We start from the raw sequence: 18,560 nt of genomic DNA, 5'->3' as shown, positions 1-18,560 counted from the left end.
CGGCTTATATTACCGCGGTGGTTAGTCGTGATGAACAACATAACCGCGACTGTTCGTCGAAGATTTCAATTTGCCAGACCTGATGGCGCGTCCCGACGTGCAGCGCTTTGCAGACGCCGCGCACCCGGCCCCCGCGCGCCGAACGGATGTGGTTGGCGTTAACCTCCAGCCCCACCACCTTTTGTTCGCCTTCGCTGCACAGATAGCCTGCCACCGACCCCAGGGTCTCCGCCAGCACCACCGACGCTCCGCCGTGCAGCAGGCCAAACGGCTGCTGTGTGCGGCTATCGACCGGCATAGTGGCCTCCAGCGTATCGTCGGTAACGGTCTCAAAGCGAATATCGAGCAGCCCTACCATGTTCCCCTCACCGAGCCGGTTGAGCTGCTCCAGCGTGGCCTGACGTTTCCAAATCATCCGATTATCTCCAGTAACGCCTGCAGCGGGTGGCGAACGCCGCTGCCTTCAATACGCTTCACCTGACTGCGGCAGGAGTAGCCCGTCACCAGACAGCGGTTTCGCGGCAGCCGCTGCATCGCCTGCTGCCAGGAGAGCGCGTAAATGGCCAACGAGTTGGCGTGGTTTTTCACTTCATGACCATAGGTGCCAGCCATCCCGCAACACCCAACGCTGACGTTTTCCAGCTTCGCGCCGAAGTGGGCAAAAATATCTGCCCACTGCTTTGTCGCCGCCGGTAGCGCGGTCACTTCGGTACAGTGACCGAACAGGTACCAGGGCTCACCGCCCAGATCGGGACGGGCGTCGCTGGTTAGGGCCTTCGGCAACCACTCATGGACTAACAGCACCTGGAAATCGCCGCGCTTGTCGCCGAGCGTCTGCTTGTACTCATCGCGGTAGCAGAGCACCAGCGCCGGATCGACGCCCACCAGCGGCATGCCCAGCTGCGCCACGCGGTTGAGGAAGTCCGCCGTCTTCTGCGCGGTGCGCGCGAAGCGGGTGAGGAAGCCTTTGATATGCTGCGCCTTGCCGTTCGGCGAGAACGGCAGGAGCACCGGCTGATAGCCTAAGGCCTCGACCAGACGGATAAAGTCGGCCACCACCTGGGCGTCGTAGTAGCTGGTGAAGGGATCCTGCACCACCAGCACCATCTTCGCTTTCTGCTCGGCGCTCAGCGCTTCGAGCTGCTCAAGGGTCATATTGGCGGAACGGTGGCCGGCCATCTGCTGCTTCAGCGACGGCGCCGAGAGCAGCGGCAGATCGACCATCCCGATATGCTTCTCCGACAGCTTTTTCAGCCAAGGCTGGTTAATAAAAAAGTTAAAGGTCTTCGGCGCCTGCGCCATCAGCGGCGCATAAGATTCGACCGAGGCCACCAGATGATCGCGCACCGGCCGCAGATAGCGGCTGTGGTACAGCTGCAGGAAGCGCGAGCGGAACTCGGGAACATCGATTTTGATCGGGCACTGGGTCGAACAGGCTTTACAGGCCAGACAGCCGGACATCGCCTCTTTGACCTCATGCGAGAAGTCATATTCGCCTTTGCGCGCATGCCAGCTGTTGCGCGTGCGCGCGACCAGCGAGCGCAGGCTGACGCCCTGCTCCGGCAGCGCCTTCTCCAGCTGGTTGGGATCGACGCCGCGGTCGGCCAGCAGGCGCAGCCATTCCCGCACCAGCGTCGCCCGCCCTTTCGGCGAGTGGATGCGCTGGTTGCTGACTTTCATCGACGGACACATCGGGCTCTTGACGTCAAAGTTGAAGCACAGCCCGTTGCCATTACACTCCATCGCCCCACGCCAGCTGCTGCGCACCGCGATGGGGATCTGCCGATCCCAGGTGCCGCGCTTCGCCGCATCGACTTTCATCATCGGCGCGTCGATACCTTCCGGAGGACAGATTTTACCCGGATTCAGGCGGTTATCGGGATCGAAGACCGCTTTGATCTTGCGCAGCTCGGCATACAGCGTCTCGCCAAAGAAGGCCGGGCTGTACTCCGCGCGGAACCCTTTGCCATGTTCGCCCCACAGCAGGCCGCCATACTTCGCCGTCAGCGCCACCACATCGTCGGAGATCTGCTTCATCAGCACCTCCTGCTGCGGATCGCACATGTCCAGCGCCGGGCGCACGTGCAGCACCCCGGCATCAACGTGGCCAAACATGCCATAGCTCAGGCCGTGGCTGTCGAGCAGCGCGCGGAACTCGACGATGTAATCCGCCAGATGTTCGGGCGGTACGCAGGTGTCCTCGGCGAAAGGAATAGGCTTGGCGGCGCCTTTGGCATTGCCCAACAGGCCGACGGCCTTCTTGCGCATGGCATAGATGCGCTCCACGCCTTCAAGATCGTGACAGACCTGCCAGCCAATGACGCCCGCCTCGCTGGCGGCCATCAGCTCGTCCAGCCGCTGGCACAGGGTATTAACCTGCTGGTCAATCAGCGCCGCGTCATCGCCGGCGAATTCGACGATATTGAGCCCGAGCATCTCTTTATCCGGTACGTCGGTGATCAGTTCGCTTACCGAGTGCCAGACGATATCCTCGCGCGCCAGATTGAGAACTTTAGAATCGACGGTCTCCACCGACAGGGCTTTCGCTTCGACCATAAAGGGCGCATTGCGCAGCGCAGAGTCGAAGGAGTCATATTTGACGTTGACCAGACGGCGCACCTTCGGCAGGCGGGTGATATCCAGCCGCGCTTCGGTAATAAACGCCAGCGTCCCTTCCGAACCGGTTAAAATACGGGTCAGGTCGAACTCGCTCATCTCATCGTTAAAGACGTGACGCAGATCGTATCCGGTGAGGAAGCGGTTGAGTTTGGGAAACTTATCAATGATCAGGTCACGCTGCGCCTTGCAGCGCTGGTAGACCGTGTTGTAGATCCGGCCAACCGTCGAGGGGGTATTGCCCAGCGTCTCCGCCAGCGCCACCGGCACCGCCTGGGTATCGAGGATATCCCCGCCCATCAGCACCGCCCGCAGGCCGAGCACGTGATCCGACGTTTTGCCGTACACCAGCGATCCCTGGCCGGACGCGTCGGTGTTAATCATCCCCCCCAGCGTGGCGCGGTTGCTGGTGGATAGCTCAGGCGCAAAAAAGTAACCATAGGGTTTAAGAAACTGGTTCAGCTGATCTTTGATGACCCCGGCTTCAACGCGCACCCAGCCCTCTTCGGGGTTGATTTCGATAATGCGGTTCATATAGCGGGACATATCAACGATAATCCCGCCGTTCAGCGCCTGGCCATTAGTGCCGGTGCCGCCGCCACGCGGGGTGAAAATCAGCGATTTAAAACGCGGTTCGGCGGCGAGGCGCGCCAGCAGCGCCACGTCCGCTGTGGATCGAGGAAAAATGACCGCATCCGGCAGCAGCTGATAGACGCTGTTGTCGGTGGCCATCGTTAGCCTGTCGGCATAGCTGGTGGCGGTATCGCCGGTAAAACCCTGTTGCTCCAGTACCTGCAAAAAATTCAGCACCAGTTGAACTACCCCTGGCGCCTGAGAAATTTGTGGGATCATCACGCTTGACCCTGCCTGACTATGTTGTGTTTGAAAATATTGTGTTGGTGCTAACTAAACGTTTGCGTAGCGCATTGAACTTTTTATCACATTTTTTTCATATGCGCCCACGTGTTTTCTGTGCAAAATCAGCCCGGCAAAATTATTGATATTATTATCAGTATATGGATTTACGCGGCGCCAGCTGTTTGGCGCGACTGGAAAGGTAAAATTTCTCTATGATTAATCCCCATCAGCCTCGGGACATTCCGCAAATACTGCTGTCGGTGCTGTTCCTGGCCCTGATTATCATATCCTGCCTGTGGGTTGTGCAGCCGTTTATTCTGTCCTTCGCCTGGGCCGGTACGGTGGTGATCGCCACCTGGCCGGTGCTGCTGCGTCTGCAGCGTGTGCTGTTCGGCAAACGACTGCTGGCGGTGCTGGCGATGACCCTGTTGCTGTTTCTGCTATTCGTTATTCCTATCGCTCTGCTGGTCAACAGCCTGGTGGATAACAGCGTTCCGCTGATCAAACTCATCAGCAGCGGAAATGTGACGCTGCCGGATTTCGCCTGGCTCAACAGCGTACCGCTGGTCGGCGATAAACTGTACTCCGCCTGGCACGGTCTGCTGGATATGGGCGGCTCGGCGATTATGGCCAAGGTTCGTCCCTATATTGGCACCACCACCAGCTGGTTTGTCGGTCAGGCGGCGCACATCGGCAAGCTGCTGGTCTACTGCGGTTTGATGCTGCTGTTCAGCGCGCTGCTCTACTGGCGCGGCGAGCAGGTGGCCTATGGTTTCCGCTACTTCGCCACGCGCCTCGCGGCCAAACGCGGCGACGCCGCGGTGCTGCTGGCCGGCCAGGCCGTGCGCGCCGTGGCGCTGGGCGTGGTGGTCACTGCCCTCACTCAGGCGGTACTGGGCGGGATTGGCCTTGCCGTCTCCGGCGTGCCCTACGCCGCTCTGCTGACCGTGGTGATGATCTTTACCTGTCTGGTTCAGCTCGGCCCTTTACTGGTTTTGGTGCCGTCGATTATCTGGCTTTACTGGAGCGGGGACACCACCTGGGGCACCGTGCTGCTGGTCTGGAGCTGCGTAGTCGGCACCATGGACAACGTTATTCGTCCGGTGCTCATCCGCATGGGCGCCGACCTGCCAATGATCCTTATCCTCACCGGCGTCATTGGCGGCCTGATCGCCTTCGGCATGATCGGCCTGTTTATCGGTCCGGTGCTGCTCGCCGTCTCCTGGCGACTGTATGACGCCTGGGTGCATGAGGTGCCGCCGCCGCCGAAAGACCCTGACGTCGTCCTTGAAGAGCTCAGTGAGCTGGACGCCGGTCGCAAGTAATGCCTGGCAGGCGGGGAGACCCGCCTGTTTCTTTGCCCGCATATTGTTAAGCAAAATTTATTGATCGCCGGCAATGCGCTGGCCCCGCGCGCCCTTCACCTCGCTTTCCTCCCCCGGTCCTTCACAACAATTTAACTATTGAGAGGAATCTGATCGACGGCAAAGGCCCCGCTGCCTACTATTAGCTCACGGTTATAAATCAACACCTTGATTTATAAGCATGGAAATCCCCTGAGTGAAACAACGAATTGCTGTGTGTAGTCTTTGCCCATCTCCCACGATGGGCTTTTTTTTTGCCCTGCGCATCACGACACCAGATAGCCTGACACCGGTAAAAAAAATCCCCGGCATCGCTGCCGGGGATCGGTCCTGTCAGGGCGAACTTATTTTTTCAGTTCCGCCAGACCTAACCAGGTTTGTACCACGGTATCCGGGTTCAGGGACAAGCTATCAATCCCCTCTTCCATCAGCCAAGCGGCGAAATCCTCATGGTCAGACGGCCCCTGGCCGCAGATGCCGACGTATTTACCCTGTTTCTTCGCCGCGCGGATGGCCATCGACAGCAGGGCTTTCACCGCGTCATTGCGTTCATCAAACAGCTCAGAAACCACACCGGAATCGCGGTCCAGACCGAGCGCCAGTTGGGTCATGTCGTTCGAACCGATGGAGAAGCCGTCGAAGTACTCGAGGAACTGCTCCGCCAGCAAGGCGTTCGACGGGATCTCGCACATCATAATGATCTTCAGCCCGTTCTCGCCGCGCTTCAGCCCCTGACGCTCCAGCTCTTCGACCACCGCTTTCGCCTGGGCGACGGTACGGACGAACGGGACCATCACTTCAACGTTGGTCAGTCCCATATCGTTACGCACGCGCTTCATCGCTTCGCACTCCAGGGCGAAGCAGTCGCGGAAGCTTTCGGAAACGTAGCGTCCGGCGCCGCGGAAGCCGAGCATCGGGTTCTCTTCTTCCGGCTCATAGCGCTCGCCGCCCACCAGGTTGGCGTATTCGTTCGATTTGAAGTCCGACAGACGCACGATCACCCGTTTCGGATAGAAAGCGGCGCCGAGGGTGGCGATCCCTTCGGTCAGGCGGCCAACGTAGAACTCTCTCGGCGAATCGTAGCCTTTCATCAGCTCGCGGATTTCGTTCTGCAGGCCCGGCTCCTGGTCGTCAAACTCCAGCAGCGCGCGCGGATGAACGCCAATCATACGGTTGATGATAAATTCCAGCCGCGCCAGACCGACGCCTTCGTTCGGCAGGCAGGCGAAGTCGAACGCGCGATCCGGGTTGCCGACGTTCATCATCACCTTCAGCGGCAGATCCGGCATGTCGCCGACGCTGGAGCTCTTGACGCTGAAGTCGAGCAGCTCGGCGTAGACATAGCCGGTGTCGCCTTCGGCGCAGGAGACGGTGACATTCTGATTTTCCTGAATGCGATCGGTAGCATCACCGCAGCCGACCACCGCCGGGATCCCCAGCTCACGGGCGATAATCGCCGCGTGACAGGTACGCCCGCCGCGGTTGGTGACAATCGCCGAGGCTTTTTTCATGATCGGTTCCCAGTCCGGGTCGGTCATGTCGGTAACCAGTACGTCGCCTGGCTCAATGCGATTCATCTCGCTGATATCGTGGATCACCTTGACCGGACCGGCGCCAATGCGGTGGCCGATGGCGCGCCCTTCGGCGATGATCTGCCCCTGAGCGTGGAGGGTATAACGCTCCATCACCTGGCCGCGGGAACGCACGGTTTCAGGACGCGCCTGGACGATAAACAGCTTACCGGTGTGGCCATCTTTCGCCCACTCGATATCCATCGGACGGCCGTAGTGCTTCTCGATCTGCACCGCCTGCTTCGCCAGCTCCTGCACCTCCTCGTTGCTTAACGAGAAAATATCGCGCTGCGCCTGCGGCACATCTTCGATACGCACCTGTTTACCGTGCTCCTGGGTCGGCGCGTAAACCATACGGATCTTTTTCGACCCCATGGTGCGGCGCACGATCGCCGGACGGCCAGCGGCCAGCGTCGGTTTGTGGACGTAGAATTCGTCCGGGTTCACCGCGCCCTGCACCACCATCTCGCCCAAACCCCACGCCGAGGTGATAAACACCACCTGGTCAAAGCCGGATTCGGTATCGATGGAGAACATGACGCCGGAGGAGGCCAGATCGGAGCGGACCATCCTCTGCACCCCGGCGGAGAGCGCCACGCCGCGGTGATCGTAACCCTGATGCACGCGATAGGAGATTGCGCGATCGTTAAACAGCGAAGCAAACACGTGCTTCACGGCAACGAGCACGGCGTCAAAGCCCTGCACGTTGAGGAATGTCTCTTGCTGTCCGGCGAAGGAGGCGTCCGGCATATCTTCCGCGGTGGCGGAAGAGCGCACGGCGAATGAGGCCTCGGCGTCATCGGCGGACAGCAGGTCATAAGCATCGCGAATCGCGTTTTCCAGTTCGCTCTGGAAGGGGGTATCGATGATCCACTGTCGGATCTGCGCGCCCGCTTTCGCTAATGCGGAAACGTCGTCAATGTCGGTTTCATCCAGCAGCGCATAGATGCGCTGGTTAACACCGCTTTGGTCCAGGAACTGATTGAAAGCATCAGCGGTGGTGGCAAACCCGTTAGGTACGGAAACACCCATACCGGACAGATTCGTAATCATTTCACCAAGGGAGGCATTTTTGCCCCCAACTCTGTCTACATCATTCATGCCGAGTTGGTTATACCAAAGCACCAGCGGTGACGAGCCATTGTTGGACATCGAGACAATCCTTTTGTGATTTAATACCAGTGAAAAAAATTTCACGATCGACTGCAGGATTATCCTGACATATTTATGAAGCTGAAAAAAACGGTGAATCGTTCAAGCAAATTATTTTTTCATTTTTCGGACTGTTCCCCCGATATTGCTAACTTGATGATTTTTAGGAATTCTGATGAAAAACGCTGGAAATAACGGCGACAAAAAGAAAATGAACCACCCTTTTCATAAAAAACAAAAATAGCGTTTCAATTTTAACAAGAGACAAATCAAACAGGGATATGCTTAAATTTAATATCCGCTTTCAGGCAATTAAACTCATTATACCGGATGGTCAAAATGGAAAGTGCTGTAGATCGCCACGTATTTTATATTTCTGACGGTACCGCCATCACGGCGGAGGTGCTGGGGCATGCCGTGATGTCGCAATTCCCGGTCGCCATCAGCAGCGTAACCCTGCCGTTTGTGGAAAACATCAGCCGCGCGCGGGCGGTAAAGGAGCAGATCGACGCCATCTATCAGCAAACGGGTATTCGCCCGCTGGTGTTCTACTCCATCGTCATCCCGGAAATACGCGACATTATTCTGCAAAGCGAAGGCTTTTGTCAGGATATCGTGCAGGCGCTGGTGGCCCCGCTGCAGCAGGAGCTCAACCTCGACCCGACGCCGGTGGCCCACCGCACCCACGGCCTCAACCCCGGCAACCTGATTAAATACGATGCGCGTATCGCCGCCATCGATTATACCCTCGCCCATGACGATGGCATCTCGCTGCGCAACCTTGACCAGGCGCAGGTGATCCTCCTCGGCGTCTCGCGCTGCGGCAAAACACCCACTAGTCTGTATCTCGCCATGCAGTACGGTATTCGCGCCGCCAACTATCCGTTTATCGCCGACGATATGGACAATCTGGTGCTGCCGGCCTCGCTGAAACCCCTGCAGCATAAGATGTTCGGCCTGACCATCAATCCGGAGCGTCTGGCGGCGATCCGCGAGGAGCGCCGGGAGAACAGCCGCTACGCCTCGCTGCGCCAGTGTCGGATGGAAGTGACCGAAGTGGAGGCCCTGTATCGCAAGAATAAAATCCCCTGCCTGAACAGCACCAACTATTCTGTTGAGGAAATTGCGACAAAAATCATGGACATCATGGGGCTGAATCGCAGGATGTACTAATACACTAGTACATTATTAAAAATTTGTTTATGCTATCACCCGTGGCCTATACAGGATCATGCCCTGCTCTTGCAATAAGCAGGGATTGGTTTATCGTGATGCGCATCACTTCCCGGCATTTTCGCCGCGGAAGAAACAGATTTTTGAGACCCCAATGAATAAAACAGACGAATTGCGTACCGCGCGCATTGAGAGCCTGGTAACGCCCGCGGAGCTGGCCCAGCGCCATCCCGTGACGGCCGACGTGGCTGCCCACGTCTCGGCCTCCCGCCGCCGAATTGAAAAAATCCTCAACGGCGAAGACCGCCGACTGCTGGTGATTATCGGCCCCTGCTCCATTCACGACACCGACGCGGCGCTGGAGTATGCCCGCCGCCTGCAGGGCATGCGCGAGCGCTACCAGCCGCAGCTGGAGATCGTGATGCGCACCTACTTTGAAAAACCGCGTACCGTGGTGGGCTGGAAAGGCTTAATCTCCGATCCCGACCTCAACGGCAGCTACCGGGTCAACCACGGAATTGAGCTGGCGCGGCGCCTGCTGCTGCAGGTTAATGAGCTGGGGGTACCGACGGCCACCGAGTTTCTCGATATGGTGACCGGTCAGTTTATCGCCGATCTCATCAGCTGGGGGGCCATCGGGGCGCGCACCACTGAAAGCCAGATCCACCGTGAAATGGCCTCAGCGCTCTCCTGCCCGGTTGGATTTAAAAACGGCACCGATGGCAATACGCGCATCGCGGTGGACGCCATCCGCGCCTCCCGCGCCAGCCATATGTTCCTCTCTCCGGACAAGCAGGGGCAGATGACGATTTACCAGACCAGCGGCAATCCGTATGGGCATATTATTATGCGCGGCGGCAAACGGCCAAACTATCACGCCGAGGATATCGCCGCCGCCGGCGAGGCGCTGCGTGAATTCGATCTGCCGGAACAGCTGGTCGTTGATTTCAGCCATGGCAACTGCCAGAAGCAGCACCGCCGTCAGCTGGAGGTGTGCGCCGATATCTGTCAGCAAATTCGCGCGGGCTCCACCGCCATCGCCGGGATTATGGCCGAAAGCTTCCTGCAGGAAGGCACTCAGAAAGTGGTCCCCGGCCAGCCGTTGACCTGGGGCCAGTCGATCACCGACCCCTGCCTGAGCTGGGAAGACAGCGAAAGATTATTGAGCGAGCTGGCTGCGGCCACCGCCACCCGCCTGTAACCGCTCCGCCCGCCGCGCCTGCGGCGGGCAATTCTCTTCGCTGACTCCCCTACCAAATCCGGTAACACGATAAATAACGCTTGCCGTCAAAAACAACATTATTGATAATGATTATCATTGTTGCCTTGATTTTTATTCTGAGAGCTATGACGCGTATGGATAACACTGCCACAGCTGAAAAACCAAAAGACAATGCCCCTTATCCCGTGGCGACGGACAGAGAGATCAGCAGTCGGGTTCTGTTAGGCAGCGAAGGACGAGTAGTGATTGAGCATGGCGGCCAGCGCTATCTGCTGCGCCAGACCCACGCTGGGAAGTTAATTCTGACCAAGTAAGCGCCCCGCTGAACGCGGGGCGAGGCAAGTTAGCTCGAGCAGCTGACTTCCAGACGTTTCCCCCAGTCCGGCGGGCGGCGGACGTAGTCGTCCTCGCGATCGGTAAAGGGGTCTGCCAGCGCGGCATGCAGGCGCTCCAGCTCGCCCATATCGCCCGCCTCAGCCTGCTCGATCGCCCGCTGCGCCAGCCAGTTACGTAACACCAGCGCCGGATTCACGCCCTGCATCCTCTGCTGGCGCTGCGCGTCGTCCACCTGTTCATCACGCAGCCGCGCACGATACCCGGCAAACCAGCTGTCAAAGGCCGCGCGGTCGATAAACTCATCGCGCAGCGGCGATGCGGCGCTGAGCTGTTCGCTGTGGCTCAGCAGGCGGAACGTCCGGGTATAGTCGCTCTTCTCGCGGATCATCAGGGCAAACAGCCCGTCCAGCAGGTCGTTATCCCCTTTCTGCTGGCTGAACAGGCCGAGTTTATCGCGCATCCGCTGGCCATAAGCGGTCAGCAAGGCGTGCTGATACTCATCCAGCGCCGCGTTTAACGCTTCAGCGCTGATAAACGGCGACAGCGATTGGGCGAGACGCTGCAGATTCCACAGCCCCACCGCCGGCTGGTTTTCAAAACTGTAGCGCCCCTGATAATCGGAGTGGTTGCAGATGAAGTCCGGTTGAAAATCGTCAAGGAAGCCATACGGGCCGTAGTCGATGGTCAGACCGAGAATCGACATGTTGTCGGTATTCATCACCCCATGGGCAAAGCCCACGGTTTGCCAGCTGGCGATAGTCTGCGCGGTACGCATGACAATGTCACGGAACCATAACAGGTACTTGTCCGCCTCATCCTGCAGCTGCGGCCAGTGGTGGCGAATAACATAGTCGGCCAGTTGCTGGACCTTCTGCGGCTCACGGCGATAGTAAAAATGTTCGAAATGGCCGAAGCGCACATGGCTCTCGGCCACCCGCATCAGCATCGCGCCGGGCTCCACGCGCTCGCGGTAGACCGGGGTATCGCTGGTCACCATCGCCAGGGCGCGCGTCGTCGGGATCCCCAGAGCATGCATCGCCTCCGACGCCAGACTTTCCCGGATCGTCGAGCGCAGCACGGCGCGGCCGTCCCCCATCCGCGAATAAGGAGTCAGGCCGGCGCCTTTCAGATGCCAGTCGTAACGGCGGCCATCCGCCAGCTGCTGCTCGCCGAGCAGGATCCCGCGTCCGTCGCCCAGCTGGCCGGCCCAGGCGCCAAACTGATGGCCGCTGTATACCTGCGCCAGCGGCGACATGCCCGGAAGCAGCGCTTCGCCGCCCCAGACACCGGCCCCGCTTTCAGGCGCAAACAGGGCGTCGGGCACCCCCAGCTGTTGCGCCAGCGGGGCGTTGCGCCAGATGAGTCGGGCGTTATCCAACGGCGTTGGTGACAGGGAAGTGTAAAAGTCCGGCAGTTCATCCCGCCAGTGGGTGGTAAAAGAAAGGGTCATGGTTCCTCCTCTCTCCAGTGTAGTGCCTGGAACAGCGGATTAACACGGGCGGAGTGCAGGGTTATCGGCATAAAAAAGGGAAGCGTTCGCTTCCCTCTTGCTTCTGAATGACGTCAGATTCGCCGCGCCTGCCAGAACTTTTTGTTCCAGTAGACGTTATCCAGCGAGGAACGGGTGACGCCCTGGCTGGTGGAGGCGTGAATAAACTGGTTGTCGGTATCGTAGATGCCAACGTGCAGACCGCTCTCCCCTGAGCCGGTTTTGAAGAACACCAGATCGCCGGGCAGCAGATCGCGCTTATCGATGCGGGTGCCGATCTCCGCCTGCTCGCGGGTTTCACGCGGCAGCTGGAGGGCAAATTTATCGCGAAACGTGCGCACCACGAAGCCGGAGCAGTCAACGCCGCGCGGCGTCATGCCGCCGTAGCGATACGGCGCGCCGCGCCAGCTGCGCAGCTGCTCGTTCAGATTCGCCACCACCGTGATGGAGTCAGCCAGCCGAGGATTCGGCGGCGGTGCCCGATGGCTGCTGCAGCCGGCTAAAATTAACGCCGCCGCCAACATGAACCAGAAGCGCATTTCAGATGATCCCTCTGTCCCTAGTCTCTATCGCAATAATTTAGCTTGTTTATCAATATAGTGACAAGATAACTGCGTGCTACTGTGACGCGATGAGCATAATATGACCGGCCACCTCAACGCGCTGGAACGGGATCGCATAGGCGGCGGTTAAATTTTCCTCATTCAGCACCTCGGCGGTCTCCCCGCAGGCGATGGCTTCCCCCTGGCAGAGCAGCCAGCTCTGACCGGCGTGGCGCAGGGTATGGTTGAGATCGTGGCTGCTCATCACCACCGCAATCCCCGCCGCGCTCAGCTCGTGTAACAGCCGATCCAGCGCCGCCTGCTGGGCCACATCCAGACTGTTCATCGGCTCATCCAGCAGCAGCAGCTGACCCGCGGAATTACTCAAGGGATCGATCTGCAGGATCACTGCCGCCAGCCGCACGCGCTGCCACTCGCCGCCCGACAGCTGATTGACCGGACGGCCCAGCTTATTGTCCAGACCAAGCCTGGCCGCGATATCGCTCAGACGGGCGCTATCACCCTGCTGCTGCATATGCAGCGCCAGGTAGTGCCATACCGGCATGGCGAACGGCGGGGTCTGGTGTTGACTCAGATATCCGCGACGGCGCGCCAGCTCCCTCGCCGGCCACTCGTCAAGCAGCCGGCCGTTAAAATGAACCGTGCCGGGGCCGTCGGACAGCCCCGCCATGCGGGTCAGCAGCGTGCTCTTCCCTGCGCCGTTCGGCCCCACCAGATGGACAATCTCCCCGGCGCGAAAAGCCGCAGAAAACGGGGCCAGGCGCCCCGCCGCTTCTACATCCTGTAGCTGCATCAGAAACGACATTATTGCGCCAGCGCTCCTTTAATCGCCGCCACCAGCTGCGGATCGTCCGGCGTCATATCCGGAGAGAAGCGCTGAATGACGTTGCCCTGGCGATCGATGAGGAATTTTTCGAAATTCCACAGAATGTCGTCCACATACAGCGGCGCCCGGCCTTTGCTGGCCATCCGCTCATAAAAACCGCTGCCTTCCGGGGCCACCGCTTTCGGCGCGGCGGCAATCAGTTTTTGATAGAGCGGCGCGCGATGTTCGCCGTTGACGTCAATTTTGCTAAACAGCGGGAAGGTGACGCCGTAGGTAGTGCTGCAGAAGGTCTTAATCTCCTCTTCACTGCCCGGCTCCTGGCCGAGGAACTGGTTGCAGGGGAACCCCAGCACGCTGAAGCCCTCGGCGGCAAACTGCTTTTGCAGATCCTCGAGTTGCTCATACTGCGGCGTCAGGCCGCATTTCGAGGCCACATTGACGATCAGCAGCACCTTGCCGGCAAAGGATGCCAGGGTAGTTTTCTCGCCATCAATGGTCGTCACTTCGGTATTCAGAATGTCATGTTGCATAGCCTGTCCTCAATGGATAAACCGGTTTCCGGTGAAGGTGATCCCTTTCTACTGTAGCGGATTCAGCGCCCGCCATTCTACTGCCATTCCCCCCGAGTTGTCGCATGATGTAACAGCGCTTCGCTGGCCGCCGGCAACATGAAATCCTCTCAATTGGGCCGTCGACCATTTCCGTGTACAGTGTTCCATGAATGTAATATGGTTTCGTTACTTGTTAATTTAAGAGAGTTTTAGTGATGAAGAAGTTGTTTAGCCTGGCGTTAATCGCCACCTCTGTCGCCCTGCTGAGCGCCTGCTCCCCGGATGAAGATAATAAAGTAAAAGTCGCTATCAATACCGGGCCGGACGAAGCCATCTGGAAAGTGGTGGAGCAGGTGGCGAAGGATAAATACCACCTCGACGTCGAAGTGGTCTCCTTCAATGATTATGTGCTGCCCAACGAAGCGCTGAACAACAAAGATGTCGATGCCAACGCCTTCCAGACCCTGCCGTACCTTGAGGCGCAGTCGAAAGAACGCGGCTATAAATTTGCAGTGGTCGGTAAAACCTTTGTCTTCCCTATCGCCGCCTATTCTCACCGGATCAAAAATATCAGCGAACTGCCCGAAGGGGCGACGGTGACCATTTCTAATGAAACCACCACCCTGGGCCGCAGCCTGCTGCTGCTTCAGGCGCAGGGGTTACTCAAGCTGAAACCGGGCGTCGGCTATTTACCCACCACGCTGGATATCATCGACAATCCGAAACAGCTGAAAATTGTTGAAGTGGATACCCCGCAGCTGACCCGTACCCTTGACGATCCGAACGTCAGCCTGTCAATCATTAACACCAACTTCTCCGCCCAGGCGGGCCTGTCGGCCGCCCGCGACGGTCTGTTTATGGAGGGGCCGGATTCCCCATACGTGAATGCGATAGTCGCCCGCGAGGATAATAAGGACAGCAAGAAAATTCAGGAATTAAAAGCCGCCTTCCAGACCAGCGAAGTCGCGGAAAAAGCGAAGGAAGTCTACAAAGGCGACGCGATCAAAGGCTGGTAAGCCTGAACCGGCGCCGTCCCTGCCGACGGCGCCGCGCTATCCCCGCCCCCGCGAACGCAGCAGCAACCAGATAAAGACCGGCGCGCCCAGGGTCGCCGTCACCACGCCAATCGGCAGCTCTGCGGCGGAAAGCGCCAGCCGGGCAATGATATCCGCCCCCAGCAAGGCGCTTGCCCCGGCCAGCATACAGGCCGGGAGCAACACCCGGTGATCGCTCAAGCCGCATAGCCGCAGAATATGCGGGATCACCAGACCGATAAAGCCAATCGCCCCCGCCAGCGCCACGCTAACGCCGACCATCCAGCCGGTCGCCACCACCAGTAATTTGCGCCACAGCCACAGCGGCAGCCCAAGCTGACGAGCGGAGACTTCGCCCAGCGCCAGTAAATTCAGGGGTTGCGACTGCAGACAGACCCAGCAGAGCACCGGCAGGAGGGCTATCATCAGCCACAGCTGTTGCCAGTCGACGCCGCCAAACCCGCCCATCATCCAGTACATTAGCTGACGCAGGTCAAAAGAGGTGGAGAAGTAGACTGCCCAGGTCATCAGGGCGCTGCAGATGATCCCCAGCGCCACCCCCGCCAGCAGCAGACGGCTGGTAGACAGATGGCGGCGGGCGAAACGCAGCAGAATAAAAGTGATCAGCAGCGCGCCAAAGATGGTACACAGGCCGAGCGCCCAGCCGGGCAAGACTCCTTTGCCCAGCAGGACGGCGGCAATCAGCCCGACGCCCGCGCCGTTGGAGACCCCCAGCAGCCCCGGCTCCGCCAGAGGATTTTCAAACAACGCCTGCATAATCGCCCCGGAGAGCGCCAGCGCCGCCCCCACCAGCAGCACCGCCAGGGTTCGCGGCAGGCGGATCTGCCAGATAAACAGCTGACCTTTGGCGCTGAGCCACTCGCCGGGCGGGATCCATTGATCCCCCGCGCACAGGCTGATCAGCAGGGTGACCAGCAGCAACAGCGTTAATCCGAAGAGCCAACGCCGGCTACGGCGCTGTTGAAGATGGGCGAGAGTCAGCATAGATTCCATTACGCAGGGGGAACAAGAGGCTGATTTTACGGTGGCTGTCGCGGTGAGAAAAGGAAAACCTCACGACCAAACGTCGACGCGAAGGAAAATCTCCTCCGCGTCTGCGGTCGTTCGTCACACCAGAATCTGAAACAGCAGCGCAAAGAGAATGATGTTCGCCACCACGATTGCCCAGCCGTTATAGAGCATATATTTCAGATGAGTAGACTGCGCCAGCCCCATCTGGCCGAACATATCTGATGAGGGAAACGGCCCGAACCAGTCCACCTGGGATGAGGCCAGCAGCACGGCGGTGGTCCCCTGGGGCGGCACGCCGGCGGCCATCAGCATCGGGCCAAAGATTTTATGAGTAAAGGTCATCTGGGCCACCGCCGCACCGGGCACATGGCCGATAATATTGAACGCGAAGATGCTAAAGCACAGCCAGGCCGGGGAGATCCCCTCCAGCAGCGGTTGAGTATACTCCAGCAGCCCCTGATAGGCGTGCAGGCCATCCATCAGCTCAAGGATCGGGTTGTACAGCCAGTAGAGAATAAACATCCACACCAGACGGCCGCAGCCGTGATACAGGGCCTGAAGGATCTGCGTCGGTCGCAGGCCGCCTACCAGGCCGGTCATCAGGGCCACCAGCAGCATCACGATTATCGCGAAGCTGAAGCCGGCTTTAATCACCACGCCAACGATCGCCATCACGATGATGGTCGCCGCGAAGGCCAGCGCGCTTAATTTACGCCGACGCTGCTGCGCGGCGCTGAGATCCTCTTGCGGCTTTTCCGCGAGATCGACGTCATAGCGCAGTTTGCCTTCGGTCATCTTCTGGATCCGTCCCGCCATTACCCAGCCGGCCAGCAGCGTGACCGCGCTCATCGGCAGACCAACGTACAGCAGATAGTCCGGATAGCTCAACCCACCGAGGCTGAGGATCGTCACGGTACTGGGGGTGAAAGGCCCGGTAAACAGCCCAACGGAACCGGCGGTCATCATCAGCGCGGCGACCGTTGGCGGCGTCAAGCGTACCGCTGCCGCCACCGGAATGATTACTGCCACGATAATGGCATTGCCACCGGCCATAGTGCCCAGCGAACCGCAAATTAAAATCGATGACGCCACAATGCCGAATTTCACCCGCGTCTGACTCGACAACCCGATGCGATGGACGACAAATTTTACCAGCTCAACCGCTGCGCCGGTGCGGGTGGCCACTTCCCCCACGCCGGCGCCGAGCATAATGATAAGCCCAACGGTGGCAATAAATGACCCGGTGGATTTCGCCAGCATCGTGCCCATTTCCGGCAGGCCGGTCGAGGTCATTATCATGGCGATAATAATCGAGGAGATGACCGCCAGCACAATATCAACGCCGATCAGCGATAATATCGCTAGCGCCACCAGCGGCGTAAATCCCAGCAGACCAAGCTCGCTGCCTGGTCGACCGTGGCACCACAGCGCGATCAACACGAACAGCAGCAATAACAGACCAATAATAACGTTTTTCCGCGTGATATTTCGTCTGACAGGCGCATTGCCTGTGAGCGTTGAGTCACTCATAACACTCCTTAATGCCAATCAATCCGACCATGATGGTCAGGTGGTGTATGGGGGCCTGCTCAGAAAATATCCTCCCTCTTTTTCATTATTGATTGGCCGCGGCCTGAGGGTTTGTTTGGGTACAAAGGAAACGATTCTGAGAGCGTAATATGCCGCCATTGGGCGGGGTCTACAGCACAAGATGTAACCAATGCGCTGATTGGTGATTAAATCTATGTTAACTTAGTGTTAGTAGAAAATGACTTTTTATCGGTAGGCTATAACCCTGAGTTAACTGTTCATGAAACTGCGTCATCTGGAAATCTTCTATGCCGTCATGACCTGCGGCTCTTTATCGCGAGCGGCGGAAGCGCTCAATATCTCCCAGCCCGCGGCCAGCAAAGCGTTAAAAAGCGCCGAAATGAAGCTGGGTTTTACCCTGTTTCAGCGGGTGCGCGGCAAGCTGCTGCCGACCAGCGAGGCGATCACACTTTTCGAAAAAGCGCAGAGCATTTATCAGGACCTGGACAACCTGCGCCTGCTGGCCGACAACCTGGCTCGCGATCCGCGCGCCAAGATCACTTTAGGCTGTCTGCCAAGCCTGGGGTTAAGCCTGGTGCCGGAGCTGGTGACCGACTTTTATCAGCAAAACAGCAACCTGGTGATGACGCTCACTACCGAGCACACCGAGACGCTGGTCAAAAAACTGGATTTGCGCGAGATAGATTTGGCGCTGACGCTACAGCCGGTGCAGCAGGGAGAGATCCTGACCACCCTGATTGCCGAAGTACCGCTGGTGTACATCGACCGTCATTATCGTCAGGGGGCGGTGGAGATCGACCAGATCGACCAGCAGCGCTGGATCTCGCCGGGACCGCACTCGCTCTCTGCCGCCATCGCCACCCGTCGCGACTTTTCCACCACCCGGCTAAACGTCCAGACCTACTATATGGCCACCGAGTTCGTGAAGCGCGGCATGGGCTGCAGCATCACTGATATCTTTTCCGCCCAGCACAACCTGGCCCCGGAGATGATCCATCCCATTACGCCGCCGATGGCGATTAACCTCTGTCTGTTACGCCGGGCCGACGTTTCCCTGAGCCCGATGGCGCAAAAGTTCGTCGATTTTCTCTGCCAGCGTCTGCGCCAGCAGCTCAAGGAGATTAACCTGCGGTTATACCCTGACCATAAAAAGTCAATTGCGCCGCTGGGGTAAATGCTTTGACATAACCCGATAAATTTATCAGCGGTGGATATATCGGGT

The 18,560-nt window shown here is 58.7% G+C and carries 16 protein-coding genes and 1 other RNA gene; 8 read left to right on the top strand and 9 right to left on the bottom strand.

Features of this window, described 5'->3' with window-relative positions:
* Window positions 1–4: 4 nt before the first annotated feature.
* Together menI and AB1E37_RS10050 are read right to left on the bottom strand one after the other, a co-directional pair.
* Entirely contained in the window at window positions 5–415 is a 411-nt protein-coding gene (gene menI / locus AB1E37_RS10055) for a 1,4-dihydroxy-2-naphthoyl-CoA hydrolase (RefSeq protein ID WP_002909015.1), read from the bottom strand.
* Window positions 412–3,468, bottom strand: a complete 3,057-nt coding sequence (locus AB1E37_RS10050) for an FAD-binding and (Fe-S)-binding domain-containing protein (protein ID WP_032447658.1) — start codon at window positions 3,466–3,468, stop codon at window positions 412–414. Before AB1E37_RS10050 ends, menI begins: the two co-directional genes overlap by 4 nt.
* A 218-nt stretch (window positions 3,469–3,686) precedes the next feature.
* Here AB1E37_RS10050 and ydiK point away from each other — a divergent pair, with 218 nt between their 5' ends.
* Both ydiK and rprA read left to right on the top strand, forming a co-directional pair.
* Window positions 3,687–4,799: an AI-2E family transporter YdiK gene (ydiK, locus tag AB1E37_RS10045; RefSeq protein WP_020805190.1), complete on the top strand. Its 1,113-nt coding sequence runs from the start codon at window positions 3,687–3,689 to the stop codon at window positions 4,797–4,799.
* Window positions 4,800–4,987: 188 nt separating this feature from the next.
* An RNA gene (gene rprA / locus AB1E37_RS10040) (antisense sRNA RprA) lies at window positions 4,988–5,095 on the top strand.
* An 87-nt stretch (window positions 5,096–5,182) separates the two neighbouring features.
* On the opposite strand, the gene ppsA is transcribed toward rprA, so the two are convergent.
* Complete coding sequence (gene ppsA, locus AB1E37_RS10035; protein WP_002909055.1) at window positions 5,183–7,561, bottom strand: phosphoenolpyruvate synthase; 2,379 nt, start codon at window positions 7,559–7,561, stop codon at window positions 5,183–5,185.
* A gap of 75 nt (window positions 7,562–7,636) precedes the next feature.
* On the opposite strand from ppsA, the gene AB1E37_RS10030 reads away from it, so the two are divergent.
* The 4 genes from AB1E37_RS10030 to hemP all read left to right on the top strand — a co-directional run bounded on the left by AB1E37_RS10030 (window position 7,637) and on the right by hemP (window position 10,270).
* On the top strand, window positions 7,637–7,756 hold the full coding sequence (locus AB1E37_RS10030; RefSeq protein ID WP_002909058.1) for a hypothetical protein: 120 nt from the start codon (window positions 7,637–7,639) through the stop codon (window positions 7,754–7,756).
* Between the two features lie 144 nt (window positions 7,757–7,900).
* Window positions 7,901–8,734: a pyruvate, water dikinase regulatory protein gene (locus AB1E37_RS10025; RefSeq protein ID WP_002909061.1), complete on the top strand. Its 834-nt coding sequence runs from the start codon at window positions 7,901–7,903 to the stop codon at window positions 8,732–8,734.
* 154 nt (window positions 8,735–8,888) lie between these two features.
* Window positions 8,889–9,935: a 3-deoxy-7-phosphoheptulonate synthase AroH gene (aroH, locus tag AB1E37_RS10020; protein WP_004180369.1), complete on the top strand. Its 1,047-nt coding sequence runs from the start codon at window positions 8,889–8,891 to the stop codon at window positions 9,933–9,935.
* Window positions 9,936–10,090: 155 nt separating this feature from the next.
* Window positions 10,091–10,270: a hemin uptake protein HemP gene (hemP, locus tag AB1E37_RS10015; protein ID WP_014343179.1), complete on the top strand. Its 180-nt coding sequence runs from the start codon at window positions 10,091–10,093 to the stop codon at window positions 10,268–10,270.
* Between the two features lie 29 nt (window positions 10,271–10,299).
* Here the strand turns inward: hemP and selO are convergent, their stop codons facing one another.
* The 4 genes from selO to AB1E37_RS09995 all read right to left on the bottom strand — a co-directional run bounded on the left by selO (window position 10,300) and on the right by AB1E37_RS09995 (window position 13,700).
* Window positions 10,300–11,742 carry a protein adenylyltransferase SelO gene (gene selO / locus AB1E37_RS10010; RefSeq protein ID WP_004184566.1) on the bottom strand — a complete coding sequence of 481 codons (1,443 nt, stop codon included), beginning with the start codon at window positions 11,740–11,742 and terminating at the stop codon, window positions 10,300–10,302.
* A 113-nt stretch (window positions 11,743–11,855) separates the two neighbouring features.
* The gene (locus AB1E37_RS10005; protein WP_002909082.1) at window positions 11,856–12,320 is read right to left on the bottom strand and encodes an NlpC/P60 family protein; all 465 of its coding nucleotides are present in this window, start codon (window positions 12,318–12,320) and stop codon (window positions 11,856–11,858) included.
* 79 nt (window positions 12,321–12,399) lie between these two features.
* Entirely contained in the window at window positions 12,400–13,149 is a 750-nt protein-coding gene (gene btuD / locus AB1E37_RS10000) for a vitamin B12 ABC transporter ATP-binding protein BtuD (protein WP_002909083.1), read from the bottom strand.
* Entirely contained in the window at window positions 13,149–13,700 is a 552-nt protein-coding gene (locus tag AB1E37_RS09995) for a glutathione peroxidase (RefSeq protein ID WP_004180371.1), read from the bottom strand. Before AB1E37_RS09995 ends, btuD begins: the two co-directional genes overlap by 1 nt.
* 236 nt (window positions 13,701–13,936) lie before the next feature.
* On the opposite strand from AB1E37_RS09995, the gene AB1E37_RS09990 reads away from it, so the two are divergent.
* Window positions 13,937–14,737 carry a MetQ/NlpA family ABC transporter substrate-binding protein gene (locus AB1E37_RS09990; RefSeq protein ID WP_002909085.1) on the top strand — a complete coding sequence of 267 codons (801 nt, stop codon included), beginning with the start codon at window positions 13,937–13,939 and terminating at the stop codon, window positions 14,735–14,737.
* Between the two features lie 36 nt (window positions 14,738–14,773).
* On the opposite strand, the gene btuC is transcribed toward AB1E37_RS09990, so the two are convergent.
* Window positions 14,774–15,760 (bottom strand): vitamin B12 ABC transporter permease BtuC, encoded by a 987-nt coding sequence (btuC, locus tag AB1E37_RS09985; RefSeq protein ID WP_117116828.1) that lies wholly within the window; start codon window positions 15,758–15,760, stop codon window positions 14,774–14,776.
* Between the two features lie 123 nt (window positions 15,761–15,883).
* Entirely contained in the window at window positions 15,884–17,317 is a 1,434-nt protein-coding gene (locus tag AB1E37_RS09980) for a gluconate:proton symporter (RefSeq protein WP_004148738.1), read from the bottom strand.
* Between the two features lie 280 nt (window positions 17,318–17,597).
* On the opposite strand from AB1E37_RS09980, the gene AB1E37_RS09975 reads away from it, so the two are divergent.
* Window positions 17,598–18,512 carry a LysR family transcriptional regulator gene (locus tag AB1E37_RS09975; protein WP_002909089.1) on the top strand — a complete coding sequence of 305 codons (915 nt, stop codon included), beginning with the start codon at window positions 17,598–17,600 and terminating at the stop codon, window positions 18,510–18,512.
* Window positions 18,513–18,560 lie beyond the last annotated feature (48 nt).

Source organism: Klebsiella sp. Shm-1, from assembly GCF_040804525.1.
Classification (GTDB): domain Bacteria; phylum Pseudomonadota; class Gammaproteobacteria; order Enterobacterales; family Enterobacteriaceae; genus Klebsiella; species Klebsiella pneumoniae.
The sequence above is the reverse complement of the archived record's forward strand: the minus strand, read 5'-3'. Positions and strand labels throughout refer to the sequence as shown.

Coding starts and splice junctions, on each gene's coding strand:
- AB1E37_RS10005 (WP_002909082.1), bottom strand. CDS start 12,320: ATGCGCTTCTGGTTCATGTTGGCGGCGGCGTTAATTTTAGCCGGCTGC.
- AB1E37_RS10050 (WP_032447658.1), bottom strand. CDS start 3,468: ATGATCCCACAAATTTCTCAGGCGCCAGGGGTAGTTCAACTGGTGCTG.
- ydiK (WP_020805190.1), top strand. CDS start 3,687: ATGATTAATCCCCATCAGCCTCGGGACATTCCGCAAATACTGCTGTCG.
- AB1E37_RS10030 (WP_002909058.1), top strand. CDS start 7,637: ATGAAGCTGAAAAAAACGGTGAATCGTTCAAGCAAATTATTTTTTCAT.
- aroH (WP_004180369.1), top strand. CDS start 8,889: ATGAATAAAACAGACGAATTGCGTACCGCGCGCATTGAGAGCCTGGTA.
- AB1E37_RS09990 (WP_002909085.1), top strand. CDS start 13,937: ATGAAGAAGTTGTTTAGCCTGGCGTTAATCGCCACCTCTGTCGCCCTG.
- ppsA (WP_002909055.1), bottom strand. CDS start 7,561: ATGTCCAACAATGGCTCGTCACCGCTGGTGCTTTGGTATAACCAACTC.
- btuC (WP_117116828.1), bottom strand. CDS start 15,760: ATGCTGACTCTCGCCCATCTTCAACAGCGCCGTAGCCGGCGTTGGCTC.
- AB1E37_RS10025 (WP_002909061.1), top strand. CDS start 7,901: ATGGAAAGTGCTGTAGATCGCCACGTATTTTATATTTCTGACGGTACC.
- menI (WP_002909015.1), bottom strand. CDS start 415: ATGATTTGGAAACGTCAGGCCACGCTGGAGCAGCTCAACCGGCTCGGT.
- hemP (WP_014343179.1), top strand. CDS start 10,091: ATGGATAACACTGCCACAGCTGAAAAACCAAAAGACAATGCCCCTTAT.
- selO (WP_004184566.1), bottom strand. CDS start 11,742: ATGACCCTTTCTTTTACCACCCACTGGCGGGATGAACTGCCGGACTTT.
- AB1E37_RS09980 (WP_004148738.1), bottom strand. CDS start 17,317: ATGAGTGACTCAACGCTCACAGGCAATGCGCCTGTCAGACGAAATATC.
- btuD (WP_002909083.1), bottom strand. CDS start 13,149: ATGTCGTTTCTGATGCAGCTACAGGATGTAGAAGCGGCGGGGCGCCTG.
- AB1E37_RS09975 (WP_002909089.1), top strand. CDS start 17,598: ATGAAACTGCGTCATCTGGAAATCTTCTATGCCGTCATGACCTGCGGC.
- AB1E37_RS09995 (WP_004180371.1), bottom strand. CDS start 13,700: ATGCAACATGACATTCTGAATACCGAAGTGACGACCATTGATGGCGAG.